The following is a 13,967-nucleotide window of genomic DNA, read 5'->3' as shown; positions in this document are numbered from 1 at the left end:
CGTCACTCCGTTCCGCGCTTCTTGGCTTCGACGGTGATCGGCAGGCGGGTGTCCGCCGGCATTTCCGGCAGATCGAGCGTCCAGCCGTTGGCGACCTTGACCCAGCCGCCCCACAGGCCCGGATGCTCCATCTCGACGATGGGTTCCTCCAGGTCCTTCTTGGCGACGTAGATCGTGTATTGCTCGGATGCCTTGCGGATCATCACCTTCATCACGGACACTCCATCCTATTGTTCTAGTTATGTTTTTTGTTACGCCGCGATCAGCCGGGCATGCAGGGCCGGCAGTTCGGACAGGACGGCGTCCACTTCCGCCGCGGTGGTGTAGCGGCTCAGCGAGAAGCGCAGGCTGGCGGCGGCCTGCGTGCCGCTCAGTCCCATGGCGGTCAGCACATGGCTCGGTTCGTTGTCGCCGGAGGAGCAGGCCGCGCCCATCGACACGGCGATGCCGGCGCGGTCGAGCCGCATCAGAAGCTCCTCCGCATCGACCGGATGGCCCCGCCCGTCGGCGAAGCGGATGTTGCTGGTGTTGGGCAGCCGGGCGGCGCCGGCGCCATTGACCACGGCGCCCGGCCAGCGGGCGAGGATTCCCTGTTCCAGCCGATCGCGCAGGAAAGCGATCAGGTCCGCCTCGTCGAGCCATAGCGATGCCAGCGAGGCGGCAGCGCCGAAGCCGACAATGCCCGGCACATTCTCCGTACCGCCGCGCCGCCGCCGCTCCTGATGGCCGTGGATCAGCGCATGGAACGGAGCGCCCTTGCGGACATAGAGCGCACCGACGCCCTTCGGCCCGTGCATCTTGTGGGCGGACAGAGTCAGATAATCGGTGATGCCGCAATCGACAGGCACCCGACCGGCCGCCTGCACCGCGTCGCTGTGGAACAGCGCGCCATGGGCATGGGCGATGGCGGACGCTCCTTCCACCGGCATCAGCGCACCGGTCTCGTTGTTCGCCCACATCATGGAGACCAACGCCGTCGCCTCCGTCACCGTGGCGGCGAGATCGACCAGCGAGGGCAACCCGTCGCGGTTCACCGGCAGGATGGTGACGCGCCAGCCGCGCTGACGCAGGTCGTCGAACAGGGCCAGTGTCGCCGGATGCTCCACCGCCGTGGTGACGATGTGGTCACGGCGGTGGTCGGTCTCCTCGATGACGCGCAGGGCACCCAGGATGGCGGCGTGGGTCGCCTCGGTGGCGCTGCCGGTCATCACCAGATCGGCCGGCTTGGCGCCGATCAAGGCGGCGACCTGGGCCTTGGCCTCGCTGACCGCGCGGCGGGCGGCCATGCCGGCGGAATGGGGGCTGGACGGGTTGGCGAACTCGCCGAACAGGTACGGCAGCATCGCCTCGCGTACTTCCGCAGCCAGGGCGGTGGTGGCGTTGTTGTCGAGGTAGATCGTCATCACATCACCCCCCATCACATCATTCCGGGTACGCCGCGCCTCGACCCGTCGACCGGGGCGATCTCCTCCTCCAGGCAGCCGACGACGGTGCCGCCGGGAAACTCCACCAGATAGACTGGCAGGCTGCCCTCCTCGGTGCGGCCGACGCGGACGATGGTGCCGGGCGTGCCCTTGGGCGCCAGCAGCGCGCCGTCCGGCACCTGCGGGTGGCTGCCGTCGTTGAACAGGTCCTCCTGCACCGTGACCCGCAGGCCCCAGTCGTACAGCGGTTCGCGCGGCGGGATGAAACCGGGCTTGGCGGCGGCTTCGACGTCGGACATCGCGAGGCTCCTTAATCAGGTGGGGACCGGGAAACAGGTGGGGACCGGGCTTTTGGAACGGGGTTATTGGGGGTCGTTGCAGCGGGCGTCGATCACCTCAAGCTCGCGTGCGCGCATGCCGACGACGACCCGTTTTTCAAAAAAATCAACGGCATAGATGTAATACATCTGCAGATAGGTCCCGACGGAGATGACGTAGCCGACATCGCCCTCGCGGATCAGGAAGTCGCCGACCGGCCGGCCGGGATAGGTGCCGTCGTTGCGCACGTCGCGCAGGGCCTTGACTTTGAACCCCTGTTCCAGCACCGGCGGGCCGACCAGCTCGTTGGCGTCGTCGGCGCTGCGGGCACGTTCGCGGCGGTATGGTGCGGCTGTCTCTGTCATCGGGCTGCGCTCCGTCGGTTGAGGGGCCGCTAAAGGGGCGGAAGGTCGTTGGCGATTGCGAGGCCGGCGGCGCGCTGGCGGGCGATGGCGCGCACCTCCTCCTCCGGGTCGTCGAGCAGGGGGCCGAGCTGTCCGGCATCGATCCGCCCGGCGACGGCGAGGCGGACCATCCAGTCGGCGTCCGGCAGCAGCACATGTAGCTTCGACGTCGGCAGCCGCTGCGCCACCACCAGCCGCACCCGTGGGCTGTCGTCCCAGGCGAGGCTGGGCAGCCAGTCCATGGCGAGGCGGCGGGCGACCTCCACCCGCACCTCCGGGTCCTCGTCATGCATCATCGCCGGCAGCATGCCGTCGGGGATCCGCCGCACCACCCGCAGCCGCACCGAACAGTCGGGATCGCGCATCAGCGGGGCGAGGTCGGCATCCTCCAGCCGGGTGGCGACGGCGATCCGCACCTCACGGTCGGGATCGTCGCGCAGCTTCAGCAGCAGCCGGCGTGGTAGCCGCCGGGCCAGGACGGACCGCACCGTCTCGTCCGGGTCGTTCATCAGCCGGGGAAGCTGGAAGATCGGGGCGAACCGCGCGGCGTTGGCCCGGACCTCGAAATAAGGATGATCGAGATGGCCGGCGGCGAGGTCCGGGTTCCATTCGAAGAAGCGTTGGATGCGCTTGGCGTAACGGTCCTGCACGCAGGCCTTCAGCGGCAGGCAGTGGCCGGGCAGCTTGCCGCCTACGGGGAGGGTGGCAGTCTCCGGGTCGAGCCGGCGGTCATGATGGGCGCAGGCGGCGCAGTCGACCGGTTCGCCCCGCCAGTCCAGCGATTCCAGGATGTCGTCACTCATGCGCCGGCCTCCTCAAGCTCATCTTCATGCTCGCGGCGGTCGGCGACGGCGATCAGGCGGGAAGCGCCGAAACGGTCGTCGGGATCGAGGGTGCGGACCTTGGTCAACGCCTCCCGCCCGGCGTCGATCCGGCCGGTGCGCAGCAGCAGGTAGCCGATGGCGACCAGGGCGAATAGGAACAGGCGGGGAGCCGGCTCCAGCCCGCGGAAATCGGCGGTGGCCGGCGTGACGTCCCGCCAGTCGGTGTGGTTGACGCCAAGTGCCGCCATGGCGTGACCGATCATGCGCTCGCCATAGACCAGTGCCTGGCCGAGATTGGCCTTGTAGAAGTGGAATTTGTAATGTCCGAGATCGACGAGGCGATGACCGGGAGCAATCTCCGCCGCATGGGCAAGATGGGCGAGTGCCGCCGCGCTGTCGGCATAGCTGGCGGCGGCCAGATGCAGGCAGCGTTCCGCCTCGGGCGGAAGATCTCCGCCGTAATAGCGGCGGGCGAGCCAGTCCTCATCCACCTCGTCCAGCATGGCGCGGTGCTCCTGGGTTTCCCCTCTCCCGGGCTCTCAGCGGATCTTCGATCCACCTGACGCCATCAGCACAAACGAAGTTTGTGAGAGAGGCGGGAGAGGGGATCAGATCATCACGCCGGGACGCAGCAGTCGGCCGGGCAGACGGCGGCGCATTGCGGACTGTCGAAGTGGCCCTGGCATTCGGTGCACTTGGCCGGGTCGATGACGTAGGTGCCCTTCTTCAGGCTGATGGCGATGTTCGGGCACTCGGCCTCGCAGGCGCCGCAGACGGTGCATTCGGCGGACTTGATCTTGTAGGCCATGGCTCTCTCCTTCGGTGATGGGATGGCTGTGGAAGAGGGAAAAGGGGATCAGGCGCGGCGCGCGGTCAGCGCCCCGGTGCGGATCACCGCGTCCTGGCCGGCGCGGGACTGGACTACGCCCTGGCCGAGCCGCTCGGCGTAGTCCTTGAAGTAGGCGAGCGCCGACTCTTCGATGTAGTCGAAGGCGAAACGGTCGACCGGCTCGATCCCGGCATCGGCCAAGGACTTGGACGGGCAGCCGCCGATCTTGGCGACGAAGACCGCGGTGCAGTCGTTGATCGCCGCCAGGACGCCGTCCAGCGTGTCGACGTCGCCGGAGCCGCCTTCGCAATACTGGTCGACGCGGCGATGGCCGACAAACTTGGCGCCGTTCGGCCCGACCTCGTAGATCTGGAACTCCTTGGCATGGCCGAAATGTTCGTTGATGCGCTCGCCGCCCTTGGTGGCGACCGCGATCAGGATCGGATCGACGGTGAAGCCGATGCTCTCCCGGACGTCGGCCTGGGCCGCGGCCTTGGAGGCGTTGCGGCCAGCGCGCTCGGATTCGACATGCTCGCGGTAGGTGCGGCGGGCCTCGTCATCGTATTCGACGAAACCCATCGCCTCGATCTTGTCGGCGGTGAACTCCTCGCCGCGATCCTCGCCGAGCAGGCCGACGGCGTCGGCGCGGCACTGGCGGCAGTGGCGCATCAGCTTTGCCCCGCCCTCGCAGGCGTCCTGCACCACCTTCAGCTCCTGCGCGGTCGGTCCGCGCTGGCCGTTCAGGCCGAAATAGGTGCCGTGGGCGGGGTCGGAGATCAGCGGCATGATGTTGTGCAGGAAGGCGCCGCGGCTCTTCACCGCCTTGTTCACCTCCAGCAGGTGCTCGTCATTGACCCCGGGGATCATGACTGAGTTCACCTTCACCAGGATGCCGCGCGAGGTCAGCATCTCCAGCCCTAGCATCTGCTGCTCGTGCAGGATTTTGGCGGCGTCCAACCCGGTCCAGCGCTTGTGCTTGTAGAAGATCCATGGGTAGATCTGCGCGCCGACCTCCGGATCGACCATGTTGATGGTGATGGTGACGTGGTCGATGTTGTATTGCGCAATGGTGTCCACATGGTCGGGCAGAGCCAGACCGTTGGTCGACAGACACAGCTTCAGGTCCGGCGCCTTCTTCTGCAGCATTTCGAAGGTGGCGAAGGTGTTCTTGCCGGCGGCGGCCAGACTGTCGCCGGGTCCGGCGATGCCGATCACCGACAATTGCGGGATTTCCTGGGCGACCGCGAGGATCTTCTTGATCGCCTGATCGGGGGTCAGCTTTTCGGAGACCACGCCCGGCCGGCTCTCGTTCGAGCAATCGTATTTGCGGTTGCAATAGTTGCACTGGATGTTGCAGGCCGGGGCGACCGCGACATGCATGCGGGCGAAATAGTGATGCGCCTCTTCCGAATAGCAGGGATGGTTTTTCACCTTCTCCCACACCGCCGGGTCCATGTCAGCCGGACCGTCCGACGATCCGCAGGACGACGACGAACAGCCGGAGGCCGTTTCTGGTGCTGCCGGCATCACGGCTGGCGGGGCCAGTTGCCCCAGACCGAAGATGCTGTCGAGCGAAACCACGTTGCCCATCATCCACTCCTTCCCTGCCGTGCCGGACGACACCGTTGGACGAAGTGGAGAAAAGCAAGTTCGGGGCCAGAAGCGGGAATATAGGGTTTACAAGGGCTTGGTGGGGATTGTCTGCTCACGGACGCTGTCGTCATTGCGACAATGGCGGGGTGGGCGGAGGGCTTTGTCGGGGTGCCGACAAACGGTCAGGCCAACTCGCCGCGGAAGGCGACGACATGGTCCTGCCCCTCGTCCAGGGCTTCTGCCCCGAAGCCGATCAGGCCGCTGCCGACCAGCTTGGTCGCATCGCGGCGCAGCACCACTGGCGGCGATCCGCCACTGCGGATGAAGGTGCCGTTGGTCGAATGGTCGGTCAGCAAAAAGCTTTCGCGGGTGAAGTCGATCACCGCATGCTGGCGCGAGGTCTGGCGCGAGGCGATGCGCAGGCCGCTGCTGTCCTCCCGTCCGATGGTGACGCGGGGCAGCGCCCGGCTCAGCGTGATGTCCTGTCCGCGATAGGAGAGATGCAGGGTGACCATCCTGTGGCCGGCTTCCGACACCAGGGAGAAGCCCAGCGTGGTGCTGTCGATGGCGTCGTCGTCAGCGTCATCGACGGTCCGGATCTGGTGGACGCGGATCGGGACCGTCTTGCCCTTCATCGTGACATTGTTCAGGGGCTTGGCCCGACCGCGCAGATCGGGCGACAGCCCGTCGGCCAGCGCCTGCGTCGCCAGGATCTCGCCGGGCCGGGCGATCTGCTGCACCCGGGCCGCCACATTGCAGGCGTCGCCATAGAGGTCGCCGACCCCTTCGATCACCGAGCCGAAATGGATGCCGATGCGCAGCCGCAGCCCGTACTGGTCCTGGATGCCGATCATAGCACAGGCGGTGCGGACACTGTCGTCACACTGTGGGAAGGCGGCGAGTAGCCCGTCACCCAGGCTCTTGATGACTCCGCCGCGATGCTCCTCCACCAGCCGGCGCAGATGGGCCAGCACACGCTGCGTCAGCGCCGCCGCGGTGACGTTGCCGATGCGCTCGTACAGCATCGTGCTGTCGGCGATGTCGACGAACAGCAGGGCGAGTGGCTTCTCAAGCGAAGGCAAGACGGAGATCCGTTCGACCGGGGAGCACGCCATCGAACCGAAGGCCCGGCAGGGTAACACGAAACCGTGGCGGGGCGCGACGGGCAGGGACTTCCTGCTCGCCGCCTAGAGTGTGATCGCTTCAAGCGGGATTGCTTGAAGCGTAAATCGTACGAAAAACCAAAAGCTTAGAGTCTGTCTGGTGCTTCAATAAGCACCAGACAGACTCTAGAACCTCTTGATCTCGATGTTGTACTTGCGCAGTGCGTAGCTCACCTGACGCGTCGTCATTCCCAGCAGGCGGGCGGCCTTGGCCTGGACCCAGCCGGTCCGCTCCATCGCCCAGACCAGGCGGTCGCGCAACGGACCCGACTCCGGCTCATCCAACGGCAAATCCGGCCCGGCGGACACCGGTTGTGGGGCAGGGGCGGAGGGGATTGCCGGGGCGGAGGACGCCGGCAGGGGGGCGGGCAGCGGGACGATGGCCGAGGGTGGCAGCGGTTTGGAGGCGCCACAGGCCGGTGCCGGGCCGGCGGAACAGCCCGAGGCGCAGGCCGGCCATTGTGCCCCGTTCGGTGCTCCGTTTGCCGCCGCTCCGTTTGCCGGTGCCGGCACCGGCGACGGCATAGCGGCGTTGACGGCCGGCTGCGTGCGGCCCTGCGCCGGGTTGGTCACGGCTCCGCTCATCGATGGGGCCAGTCCGCCGACGGCCGCGCCCATGGTGCGGTACTGGAACAGCACCGACGAATTGCAGAGATTCATGCTGCAGGAGAGATCGGGTACACGGATGGTGCCGTTGCGGCACTGGGTCGCGGCGCGCTCGATGCAGTTCTCCAGTTCGCGCACGTTGCCGGGCCAGGTGCAACGGTTCAACACCTCCAGCGCTTCCGCGGCGATATCGAGATTGAGGCCGTTGTCGCGGCCGAACTTGGCGACGAAATGCCTCGCCAGCGTGGCGATGTCACCGCGCCGCTCGCGCAGCGGTGGCAGGTGGATCGTCACCACGTTGATGCGGAAATACAGATCGGCGCGGAACTTGCCGTGGCCGACCGCCTCCTCCAGGTTCAGGTTGGTGGCGCAGATCAGCCGCACGTCGGTTTTGATCGTCTTCGACCCGCCGACCCGTTCGAACTCCTGCTCCTGCAAGACGCGCAGCAGCTTGGCCTGGAAGTTGGAGGAGATGTCCCCGATCTCGTCCAGGAACAGCGTGCCGCCCGACGCCAGCTCGAAGCGGCCCTTGTGGTCCTTCTGCGCCCCGGTGAAGGATCCCTTCTCGTGGCCGAACAGCTCCGACTCCAGCAGCGCTTCGGGCAGGGCGGCGCAGTTGACGCGGATGAAGGGAGCATCCTTGCGTGGCGACAGGTTGTGGATGGCGCGCGCGATCAACTCCTTGCCGGTGCCGCTCTCGCCGCGGATCAGCACGGTCGACTTGAAGGGCGCCACCCGGTGCACCTGGGCCAGCACGTCGACCATGTTGGGGCTGGTGCAGACCACGTCGTTGACGGGGGCCACCACCGGTCGCAGCTCCTTCTGCACGCGGAAGGTCTCGCGCATCATGAAGCGCCGTTCCTCCGCCACCGTGCGGTGCAGGCGCACGGTCTGTCCGATCAGGTTGGCGACCATGGTCAGGAAACGGACGTCGGAGCCGAAATGGCCGCTGGGGCCGTCGTCGGAGATGCGGTCGATGGTCAGCACGCCGATGACGGTGCCGGCCGCCTTGATCGGCACGCCGACCAGCGAGGCCACCTGTTCGTCGAGATCGTCGCGCCCGCCGGAGCGGTTGTTGAACAACGGCTCCTCGGCCAGATTGGGCACGACGGCCGGCATGCCGGTCTTCAGGATGCGGCCGCTGATGCCTTCGCCCTGGTTGTAGTCGATCTCCTGTGCCGGCGAGTCCTTCGGCAGCCCCTGCGCGGCGACGAGCCGCAGAGCCCCGTCCTCGCCCTGGAGGTAGACCCGGCCGCGATGCATCTGCAACTGGTAGGACAGCGCCCGCAGCACCTCGCGCAGGGTCTGTTCCAGATCCAGCGACGATCCGAGGATCTTGCTGACTTCGTAGATCGTCAGCAGCTCCAGGCTGGAGGATGACGCGGACTGGGCAGCACTCGGCATGTTCGATCCCCTCGCTCGGCTGGGGACCCCGGCATGGGCTGGACGGCATGGTCCAGATATCGCAATGCCTCGGGTCCCGGCGTCAGCGCCTTGATCCGTCCCTCCCGAAAACGCGGTGGCCGTTGATCCGGCCGCACTGTTCATGCGCTGTTTTGGAGCCCGTCTTGCAGGCCGGGCGTGGTCGCGACTCCGTTCGTACGCTGCCAGCCGATGGAAAGTGTCCGTGACTGCTCGCCGAAAGGCAAGACCTTTTGCATAGATTCTATTGCGGCGCACAATGACCTTAGCCATTGGTGGAGTGGTTGGATCATGTTAGTAACTGACTGGTCAGTTATATAGAGGGGCGTGTCATGCCCTCCCGCCACCCCAATCCCGATCCTGCCCCCGATGGCGACCCGCCGCGCTGGCGTCGCCGCAAGGACGCCCGTCCGCAGGAGATCGTCGCTGCTGCCATGGAGGTCTTCGCCGAGCGCGGCTTCGCCGCCGCGCGGTTGGAGGAGGTGGCGGCCCGCGCCGGGGTCAGCAAGGGCACACTCTATCTCTACTTCCCCAGCAAGGAGGAATTGTTCAAGGCAGTGATCCGCGCAGCCATCCTGCCCAACCTTGAACAGGCTGAAGCGATGGTCGCTTCAGCCGGCGGACCATGCTTCCCGTTGCTGGAGCGACTGCTCCGCATGGTGGCGCGGCTGATCGCCACGACGCGCATGGCGGTGATCCCACGGCTGGTAATCGCCGAGGCCGGCAATTTCCCGGAGCTGGCCGCCTTCTATCACCACGAGGTGATCCGCCGCGGCTTCGGCGTGGTGTCAGCCCTGCTGTGGCGTGGAATCGGCAGCGGGGAGTTCCGGCCGATGCCGGTCGATCCCAGCGTGCGCCTGATCGTCGCACCGCTGCTGATGAGTGCGGTGTGGCGGACCTCCTTCGATGGCGTGGACGGTGAGCCGCCGCTGGACGTGCCGGCGCTGATGGAGGTCCACATCGACAATCTGCGCCGGGTGCTACTGCGCGATACAGGAGACGGGGCCGGAGCGGGGGATGGTGCGCCATGAGCGGGTTTCTCGGAAGCATCCTGGATGGGCTGGCGGCCATCGCGCTGGCGATCGGCTTGCCCATCGCAGCCGGCGGGGCGCCGCCGCTCGCCCATGGCTATATCGAGGGGGAGTATCTGCGCATCGCCGCCCCCAGCGCCGGCATGCTGGAAAGCCTGTCGGCCGTTCGTGGCGCGCAAGTGGCGGCCGGAGCGCCGCTGTTCGCCATCGACCGCGCCACTGCCAGGGCCGAGCGCGACCGGCTTGCCGCGGCACTGGCCCAGGCGAGGGCGCAGCGCGCCGACCTCGCCACCGGCAAACGGGCGCAGGAAGTGGCGGTGCTGACCGCACAGAAGGCGCGGGCCGAGGCGGCTCTGCGCTATTCCACCGCCGAGCTGGCGCGGCAGCAGGAACTGGTCGCCCGCAAGGTCTCCTCCCCCGACAAGCTCGACCAGGCGCGTGCCGCCTTCGACCGCGACCGCGGCCAACTGGCAGAGGCGGAGGCGCAACTGGCGGTCGCCGCACTGCCGGCCCGGCCCGAACAACTGCGCGCCGCCGACGAGGCGGTGACCCAGGCGGAAGCGGCGCTCGCCCAGGCAGAGCGGCGGCTGGCCGATCTGGCCCCCGTCGCCCCGGTGGCGGCTCTGGTCGAGGATACGATGTACAATCCCGGCGAATGGGTGCCGTCCGGCTCCCCCGTCGTGTCGCTTCTGCCGCCGGAACGGGTGAAGCTGGTGCTGTTCGTGCCGGAAACCGCCATGGCTGGGGTGACGCCGGGTGGCACGCTGTCGGTGCACTGCGACGGCTGTCCGTCCGGCCTGTCCGCGCGTGTGACGCGAATCGCCTCGCGGGCGGAATACACCCCGCCGGTGATCTACAGCGTCGGCAGCCGCGAAAAGCTGGTCTTCCGGGTGGAAGCCCGGATGGAGACGGGGCCGGACCGGCCGTTGAACCCGGGGTTGCCGGTGGACGTGTGGCCGATCGATGCCGGGCCGGCGGGGCCGGGGCAATGACGGCGGATAACTCTGCCGCCGATGCCAGCCCCGCTATCGACGTGCGCGGGCTGGTCAAGCGCTTCGGCAGCAAGATCGTGGTCGACGATGTGTCGATCCGGGTGGAAACCGGCGAGATCTATGGCTTTCTCGGTCCGAACGGGTCGGGGAAGACCACGACGATCCGGCTTTTGTGCGGTCTGTTGACCCCCGATGCGGGGGAGGGCACCTGCCTCGGCCTCGACATCCGGCGGCAGAGCGCGGCGATCAAACGGCAGGTCGGCTATATGACCCAGAAATTCAGCTTCTGGGAGGATCTGAGCATTGCCGAAAATCTGGACTTCGTCGCCCGCATGTACGCCCTGCCCGACCGGCGGCGGCGGGTGGTGGAGGCGCTGGACCGGCTGGGTCTGTCCAACCGCCGCACCCAGTTGGCGGGGGAATTGTCGGGCGGCTGGAAGCAGCGTCTGGCGCTGGCCGCCTGCATCCTGCATGAGCCGAAGCTTCTGCTGCTGGACGAGCCCACGGCGGGCGTCGATCCCAAGGCGCGCCGCGAATTCTGGGACGAGATCCACCGGCTGGCCGGAGAGGGACTGACGGTGCTTGTCAGCACCCATTACATGGACGAGGCGGAACGCTGCCACCGCATCGCCTACATTGCCTATGGCACACTGATGACGCATGGAACGGTCGATCAGGTGATTGGCGGATCAGGCCTGCACACCCGTCTGGTCGCGGGCGACGGCCTGCACCGCATCGCCGCGGCGCTGGACGGTCAGCCGGGGGTGGAGATGGTCGCGGTTTTCGGCAGCCGACTGCATGTCAGCGGAATCGACGCTACCGCCCTGGACCGGGTGCTTGCGCCGTGGGCGGAACAGCCGGAACTGCGGATCACCGTGACGGAACCGACGTTGGAAGACGTCTTCATCCACCTGATGAACCGCAGCACCGACAATTTCCGGTGACGGATTACTCGGTCTGGGCCGAGGTGACGCCGGTGTTCTTGTTCCACTTCAGGGTCAGCTTGGAGATCTGGCACAGGTTCAGGCCGTCCCACACAGCCGACTCACCATCGTCATAGACAACCTTCATGTCCCACTTGCAGGTCTTCTCGGCCTTGGCAAAAGCAACCTCGAAATACTCGCCGTCGTTCAGGATGTCGCGGCCGAGGATGTCTTCGTCCCAGCTGTTGTTGTTGTTCTCCGACACGTAGATGTGCTTCAGCGGGTAGCCGGTCTTGTTGACGATCGTGAAGTCCTGCTGGCCGGCGAGCGCCGCGCCATGCATCAGAAACAGCGAGGACGCGACGAGCAGGGCCTTGGCAGCAACGTTCTTCAAGATGATCTCCGTAAGGGGGAAATTGTTCGTATGGGTATTTGCGCATCACAATCGAGGGTCGTCAACTATGGAGTTACCCCGAGTGTTTTGTTGCGACCCTGAAGCATTATTTCTTTGGTTTGTAATAAAACAACCGGCGGCGGTGTTTTTCCTGACCTGGACAACGCCTGCCGCCTGCCGACTCGCCGGGTTGTCAGCGCATCAGCCGCTTCATCAGGCTGGAGGTGTCGAGCCGGTTGCCGCCCATCGCCTGTACCTCGGCATAGAACTGATCCACCAGCGCCGTTACCGGGATGGTGGAGCCGTTGCGCCGGGCTTCGTCGAGCACGATGCCCAGGTCCTTGCGCATCCAGTCGACGGCGAAGCCGAAGTCGAAGCGGCCGTCCAGCATGGTGCGGGCACGGTTGTCCATCTGCCAGGATTGTGCCGCTCCCTTGGAGAGGACGTCGACGACCTTGTGCCCATCCAGGCCGGCCTTCCGGGCGAAATTCATTCCTTCGGCCAAAGCCTGGACGAGCCCGGCGATGCAGATCTGGTTGACCATCTTGGTCAGCTGTCCAGCGCCCGACGGTCCCATATGGACGACGGACCGGCCATAGGCGGCCATCAGCGGCCGGGTCCGATCGAAGGCGCCGGCATCGCCGCCGACCATCACCGTCAGCGCGCCGCTTTCGGCCCCGGCCTGACCACCCGACACCGGGGCGTCGAGAAAGAAGACCCGGTGATCGTGCGCCACACCGTCCATTTCACGGGACACCACGGCGGAAATCGTGGAGTGGTCGACGATGACCGTGCCGGGCGCCATGGCGGTGATCGCCTCCGTCGCCACGGCCCGCACGTCGTCGTCGCCGCCGACGCAAAGGAACACGGCGTCAGCACCGGTCGCCGCTTCTTCCGGCGTAGGGGCGGTCTGGCCGCCATGGGCCCTCACCCAGGCCTCGGCCCTGGCGGCCGTACGGTTGTAGACCGTCACGGCGTGCCCGGTCCTGGCGAGGTGGCCGGCCATGGGAAAGCCCATGGTGCCGAGCCCGAGGAAGGCGACCTTTCGGGCGGTGGCCAGCGGATCGCCCTTGGTGTTCGCATCGATGGTCATGGTTCGGTTCGCTCGGAAGGAGTGTTGGTGTTTGTCGCGGAATCACTGGCGTCCAGCCTAAGGTGGACCGGCCCGGCCGGCAAACGCGGCAGGTGCGCATGGGGAATGGGTTCCCGGTTGCAAGAGGCCAATGGTCGCAAGCGCTTGGCGCGTCGTGATCTTTGTCGCGGCGCACACAATGTGGTACATGATGGAAACCGGGCCGCAAGGCCGGGCAAGATCATGACCAAGTTCTGGACCGCAGCCGGTCCCGCCGGGGCGGTCCCAATCCAGGGGAAGGAACAACGCATGTCGGGTTTCAAGGACGCGCCGCCGGATGACCGGTCTGAACTGACGCCGGAGCAGGAAAGCGCCATCCGCATCGTCGCCAACAACCTGCATCGCCTGAACGACGCCGTCGTCAAGGCGGTCGAGGCCGGTGTGACGGTCGAGCTGATGCGCACCGCCCGCTACCACAACGAGACCGGCAACTGGGGCGACCAACTCACCCCGGTGATCCGTCCCGGCAAGTGACCCTTTCCGGCCGATCCGGCCGGAAGCTTGGCGAAAAGGCCGCATCCGTCCAGCGGATGGCGGCCTTTTTTCGTATGTCGACAAAATTTCGGCGCCGACGGAAGAAAGGCTGGTCGCCGGCGGCGGCGGGCACAAACTTGTTGGGCATTCCGCCATCGATGCGAGGCCCCAGCCATGCCGTCACGCGACCCCGAACGGCGCGAAGCCGCCAGCCGTGAACAGAGCGATCGCAGCACCGTTCAGCCCGACACCGATCCCGATGTCGATATCGGGACCCGGCCGCTGACGCCGGGGGAATTGAACGCGATGTGGAGGTTGAACCGCCTGGAGCAGCCGACCTTCGACGATCTGACCCGCGGTCTGTGCCTTGGCCTGGTCTGGTGCATGGCGATGTGGACACCGATGTTCGTCAGCGCGCTCACTTGATCCCGTCTGCCG

17 protein-coding genes are annotated in these 13,967 nt (G+C 66.7%); 5 read left to right on the top strand and 12 right to left on the bottom strand.

The window, feature by feature from the left end:
• Nucleotides 1-2: 2 nt before the first annotated feature.
• From nifT to nifA, 10 genes are all read right to left on the bottom strand, one after another.
• Complete coding sequence (gene nifT, locus J2848_RS07335) at nucleotides 3-212, bottom strand: putative nitrogen fixation protein NifT (protein WP_149229801.1); 210 nt, start codon at nucleotides 210-212, stop codon at nucleotides 3-5.
• Between the two features lie 39 nt (nucleotides 213-251).
• Complete coding sequence (locus J2848_RS07330; protein ID WP_170306945.1) at nucleotides 252-1,403, bottom strand: cysteine desulfurase family protein; 1,152 nt, start codon at nucleotides 1,401-1,403, stop codon at nucleotides 252-254.
• A 14-nt stretch (nucleotides 1,404-1,417) separates the two neighbouring features.
• Nucleotides 1,418-1,723 carry a nitrogen fixation protein NifZ gene (locus J2848_RS07325; RefSeq protein WP_149229803.1) on the bottom strand — a complete coding sequence of 102 codons (306 nt, stop codon included), beginning with the start codon at nucleotides 1,721-1,723 and terminating at the stop codon, nucleotides 1,418-1,420.
• A gap of 63 nt (nucleotides 1,724-1,786) precedes the next feature.
• Nucleotides 1,787-2,107, bottom strand: a complete 321-nt coding sequence (locus J2848_RS07320; RefSeq protein WP_149229804.1) for a nitrogen fixation protein NifZ — start codon at nucleotides 2,105-2,107, stop codon at nucleotides 1,787-1,789.
• 29 nt (nucleotides 2,108-2,136) lie between these two features.
• Complete coding sequence (locus tag J2848_RS07315; RefSeq protein WP_149229805.1) at nucleotides 2,137-2,949, bottom strand: 4Fe4S-binding leucine-rich repeat protein; 813 nt, start codon at nucleotides 2,947-2,949, stop codon at nucleotides 2,137-2,139.
• Entirely contained in the window at nucleotides 2,946-3,473 is a 528-nt protein-coding gene (locus J2848_RS07310; RefSeq protein WP_149229806.1) for a hypothetical protein, read from the bottom strand. Before J2848_RS07310 ends, J2848_RS07315 begins: the two co-directional genes overlap by 4 nt.
• Nucleotides 3,474-3,586: 113 nt before the next feature.
• On the bottom strand, nucleotides 3,587-3,778 hold the full coding sequence (locus J2848_RS07305; protein WP_109864984.1) for a 4Fe-4S dicluster domain-containing protein: 192 nt from the start codon (nucleotides 3,776-3,778) through the stop codon (nucleotides 3,587-3,589).
• A gap of 48 nt (nucleotides 3,779-3,826) precedes the next feature.
• On the bottom strand, nucleotides 3,827-5,392 hold the full coding sequence (nifB, locus tag J2848_RS07300; protein ID WP_376992941.1) for a nitrogenase cofactor biosynthesis protein NifB: 1,566 nt from the start codon (nucleotides 5,390-5,392) through the stop codon (nucleotides 3,827-3,829).
• 182 nt (nucleotides 5,393-5,574) lie between these two features.
• Nucleotides 5,575-6,474 carry an adenylate/guanylate cyclase domain-containing protein gene (locus tag J2848_RS07295; protein ID WP_246193667.1) on the bottom strand — a complete coding sequence of 300 codons (900 nt, stop codon included), beginning with the start codon at nucleotides 6,472-6,474 and terminating at the stop codon, nucleotides 5,575-5,577.
• A gap of 207 nt (nucleotides 6,475-6,681) precedes the next feature.
• Nucleotides 6,682-8,565: a nif-specific transcriptional activator NifA gene (gene nifA, locus J2848_RS07290; protein WP_149229809.1), complete on the bottom strand. Its 1,884-nt coding sequence runs from the start codon at nucleotides 8,563-8,565 to the stop codon at nucleotides 6,682-6,684.
• Between the two features lie 350 nt (nucleotides 8,566-8,915).
• On the opposite strand from nifA, the gene J2848_RS07285 reads away from it, so the two are divergent.
• The 3 genes from J2848_RS07285 to J2848_RS07275 are packed head-to-tail and all read left to right on the top strand — an operon-like array spanning nucleotide 8,916 to nucleotide 11,550.
• The gene (locus J2848_RS07285; RefSeq protein ID WP_149229810.1) at nucleotides 8,916-9,614 is read left to right on the top strand and encodes a TetR/AcrR family transcriptional regulator; all 699 of its coding nucleotides are present in this window, start codon (nucleotides 8,916-8,918) and stop codon (nucleotides 9,612-9,614) included.
• A complete protein-coding gene (locus J2848_RS07280) occupies nucleotides 9,611-10,606 on the top strand; it encodes an HlyD family secretion protein (RefSeq protein WP_149229811.1) in 996 nt (331 codons plus the stop codon). Before J2848_RS07285 ends, J2848_RS07280 begins: the two co-directional genes overlap by 4 nt.
• Entirely contained in the window at nucleotides 10,603-11,550 is a 948-nt protein-coding gene (locus J2848_RS07275) for an ABC transporter ATP-binding protein (protein ID WP_149229812.1), read from the top strand. Before J2848_RS07280 ends, J2848_RS07275 begins: the two co-directional genes overlap by 4 nt.
• Nucleotides 11,551-11,554: 4 nt before the next feature.
• On the opposite strand, the gene J2848_RS07270 is transcribed toward J2848_RS07275, so the two are convergent.
• Nucleotides 11,555-11,923: a hypothetical protein gene (locus J2848_RS07270; RefSeq protein ID WP_246193668.1), complete on the bottom strand. Its 369-nt coding sequence runs from the start codon at nucleotides 11,921-11,923 to the stop codon at nucleotides 11,555-11,557.
• A 193-nt stretch (nucleotides 11,924-12,116) separates the two neighbouring features.
• Complete coding sequence (locus J2848_RS07265; protein WP_149229814.1) at nucleotides 12,117-13,016, bottom strand: NAD(P)-dependent oxidoreductase; 900 nt, start codon at nucleotides 13,014-13,016, stop codon at nucleotides 12,117-12,119.
• A 288-nt stretch (nucleotides 13,017-13,304) separates the two neighbouring features.
• Here J2848_RS07265 and J2848_RS07260 point away from each other — a divergent pair, with 288 nt between their 5' ends.
• Entirely contained in the window at nucleotides 13,305-13,529 is a 225-nt protein-coding gene (locus tag J2848_RS07260; RefSeq protein ID WP_042443767.1) for an SMc00767 family acetate metabolism repressor, read from the top strand.
• Between the two features lie 174 nt (nucleotides 13,530-13,703).
• Nucleotides 13,704-13,955, top strand: coding sequence for a hypothetical protein (locus J2848_RS07255; RefSeq protein ID WP_149229815.1), 252 nt, complete (start codon nucleotides 13,704-13,706; stop codon nucleotides 13,953-13,955).
• Nucleotides 13,956-13,967 lie beyond the last annotated feature (12 nt).

This window comes from Azospirillum lipoferum (assembly GCF_024170005.1).
In the GTDB taxonomy this organism is placed as follows: Bacteria; Pseudomonadota; Alphaproteobacteria; order Azospirillales; family Azospirillaceae; genus Azospirillum; species Azospirillum lipoferum.
The sequence above is the reverse complement of the archived record's forward strand: the minus strand, read 5'-3'. Positions and strand labels throughout refer to the sequence as shown.

What these genes read in the sequence shown, in the direction of transcription:
- J2848_RS07280 (WP_149229811.1), top strand. Translation starts at nt 9,611, where the DNA reads ATGAGCGGGTTTCTCGGAAGCATCCTGGATGGGCTGGCGGCCATCGCG.
- J2848_RS07275 (WP_149229812.1), top strand. Translation starts at nt 10,603, where the DNA reads ATGACGGCGGATAACTCTGCCGCCGATGCCAGCCCCGCTATCGACGTG.
- J2848_RS07265 (WP_149229814.1), bottom strand. Translation starts at nt 13,016, where the DNA reads ATGACCATCGATGCGAACACCAAGGGCGATCCGCTGGCCACCGCCCGA.
- J2848_RS07330 (WP_170306945.1), bottom strand. Translation starts at nt 1,403, where the DNA reads ATGACGATCTACCTCGACAACAACGCCACCACCGCCCTGGCTGCGGAA.
- J2848_RS07255 (WP_149229815.1), top strand. Translation starts at nt 13,704, where the DNA reads ATGCCGTCACGCGACCCCGAACGGCGCGAAGCCGCCAGCCGTGAACAG.
- J2848_RS07305 (WP_109864984.1), bottom strand. Translation starts at nt 3,778, where the DNA reads ATGGCCTACAAGATCAAGTCCGCCGAATGCACCGTCTGCGGCGCCTGC.
- J2848_RS07310 (WP_149229806.1), bottom strand. Translation starts at nt 3,473, where the DNA reads ATGCTGGACGAGGTGGATGAGGACTGGCTCGCCCGCCGCTATTACGGC.
- J2848_RS07320 (WP_149229804.1), bottom strand. Translation starts at nt 2,107, where the DNA reads ATGACAGAGACAGCCGCACCATACCGCCGCGAACGTGCCCGCAGCGCC.
- J2848_RS07285 (WP_149229810.1), top strand. Translation starts at nt 8,916, where the DNA reads ATGCCCTCCCGCCACCCCAATCCCGATCCTGCCCCCGATGGCGACCCG.
- nifT (WP_149229801.1), bottom strand. Translation starts at nt 212, where the DNA reads ATGAAGGTGATGATCCGCAAGGCATCCGAGCAATACACGATCTACGTC.
- nifB (WP_376992941.1), bottom strand. Translation starts at nt 5,392, where the DNA reads ATGATGGGCAACGTGGTTTCGCTCGACAGCATCTTCGGTCTGGGGCAA.
- J2848_RS07260 (WP_042443767.1), top strand. Translation starts at nt 13,305, where the DNA reads ATGTCGGGTTTCAAGGACGCGCCGCCGGATGACCGGTCTGAACTGACG.
- J2848_RS07325 (WP_149229803.1), bottom strand. Translation starts at nt 1,723, where the DNA reads ATGTCCGACGTCGAAGCCGCCGCCAAGCCCGGTTTCATCCCGCCGCGC.
- J2848_RS07315 (WP_149229805.1), bottom strand. Translation starts at nt 2,949, where the DNA reads ATGAGTGACGACATCCTGGAATCGCTGGACTGGCGGGGCGAACCGGTC.
- nifA (WP_149229809.1), bottom strand. Translation starts at nt 8,565, where the DNA reads ATGCCGAGTGCTGCCCAGTCCGCGTCATCCTCCAGCCTGGAGCTGCTG.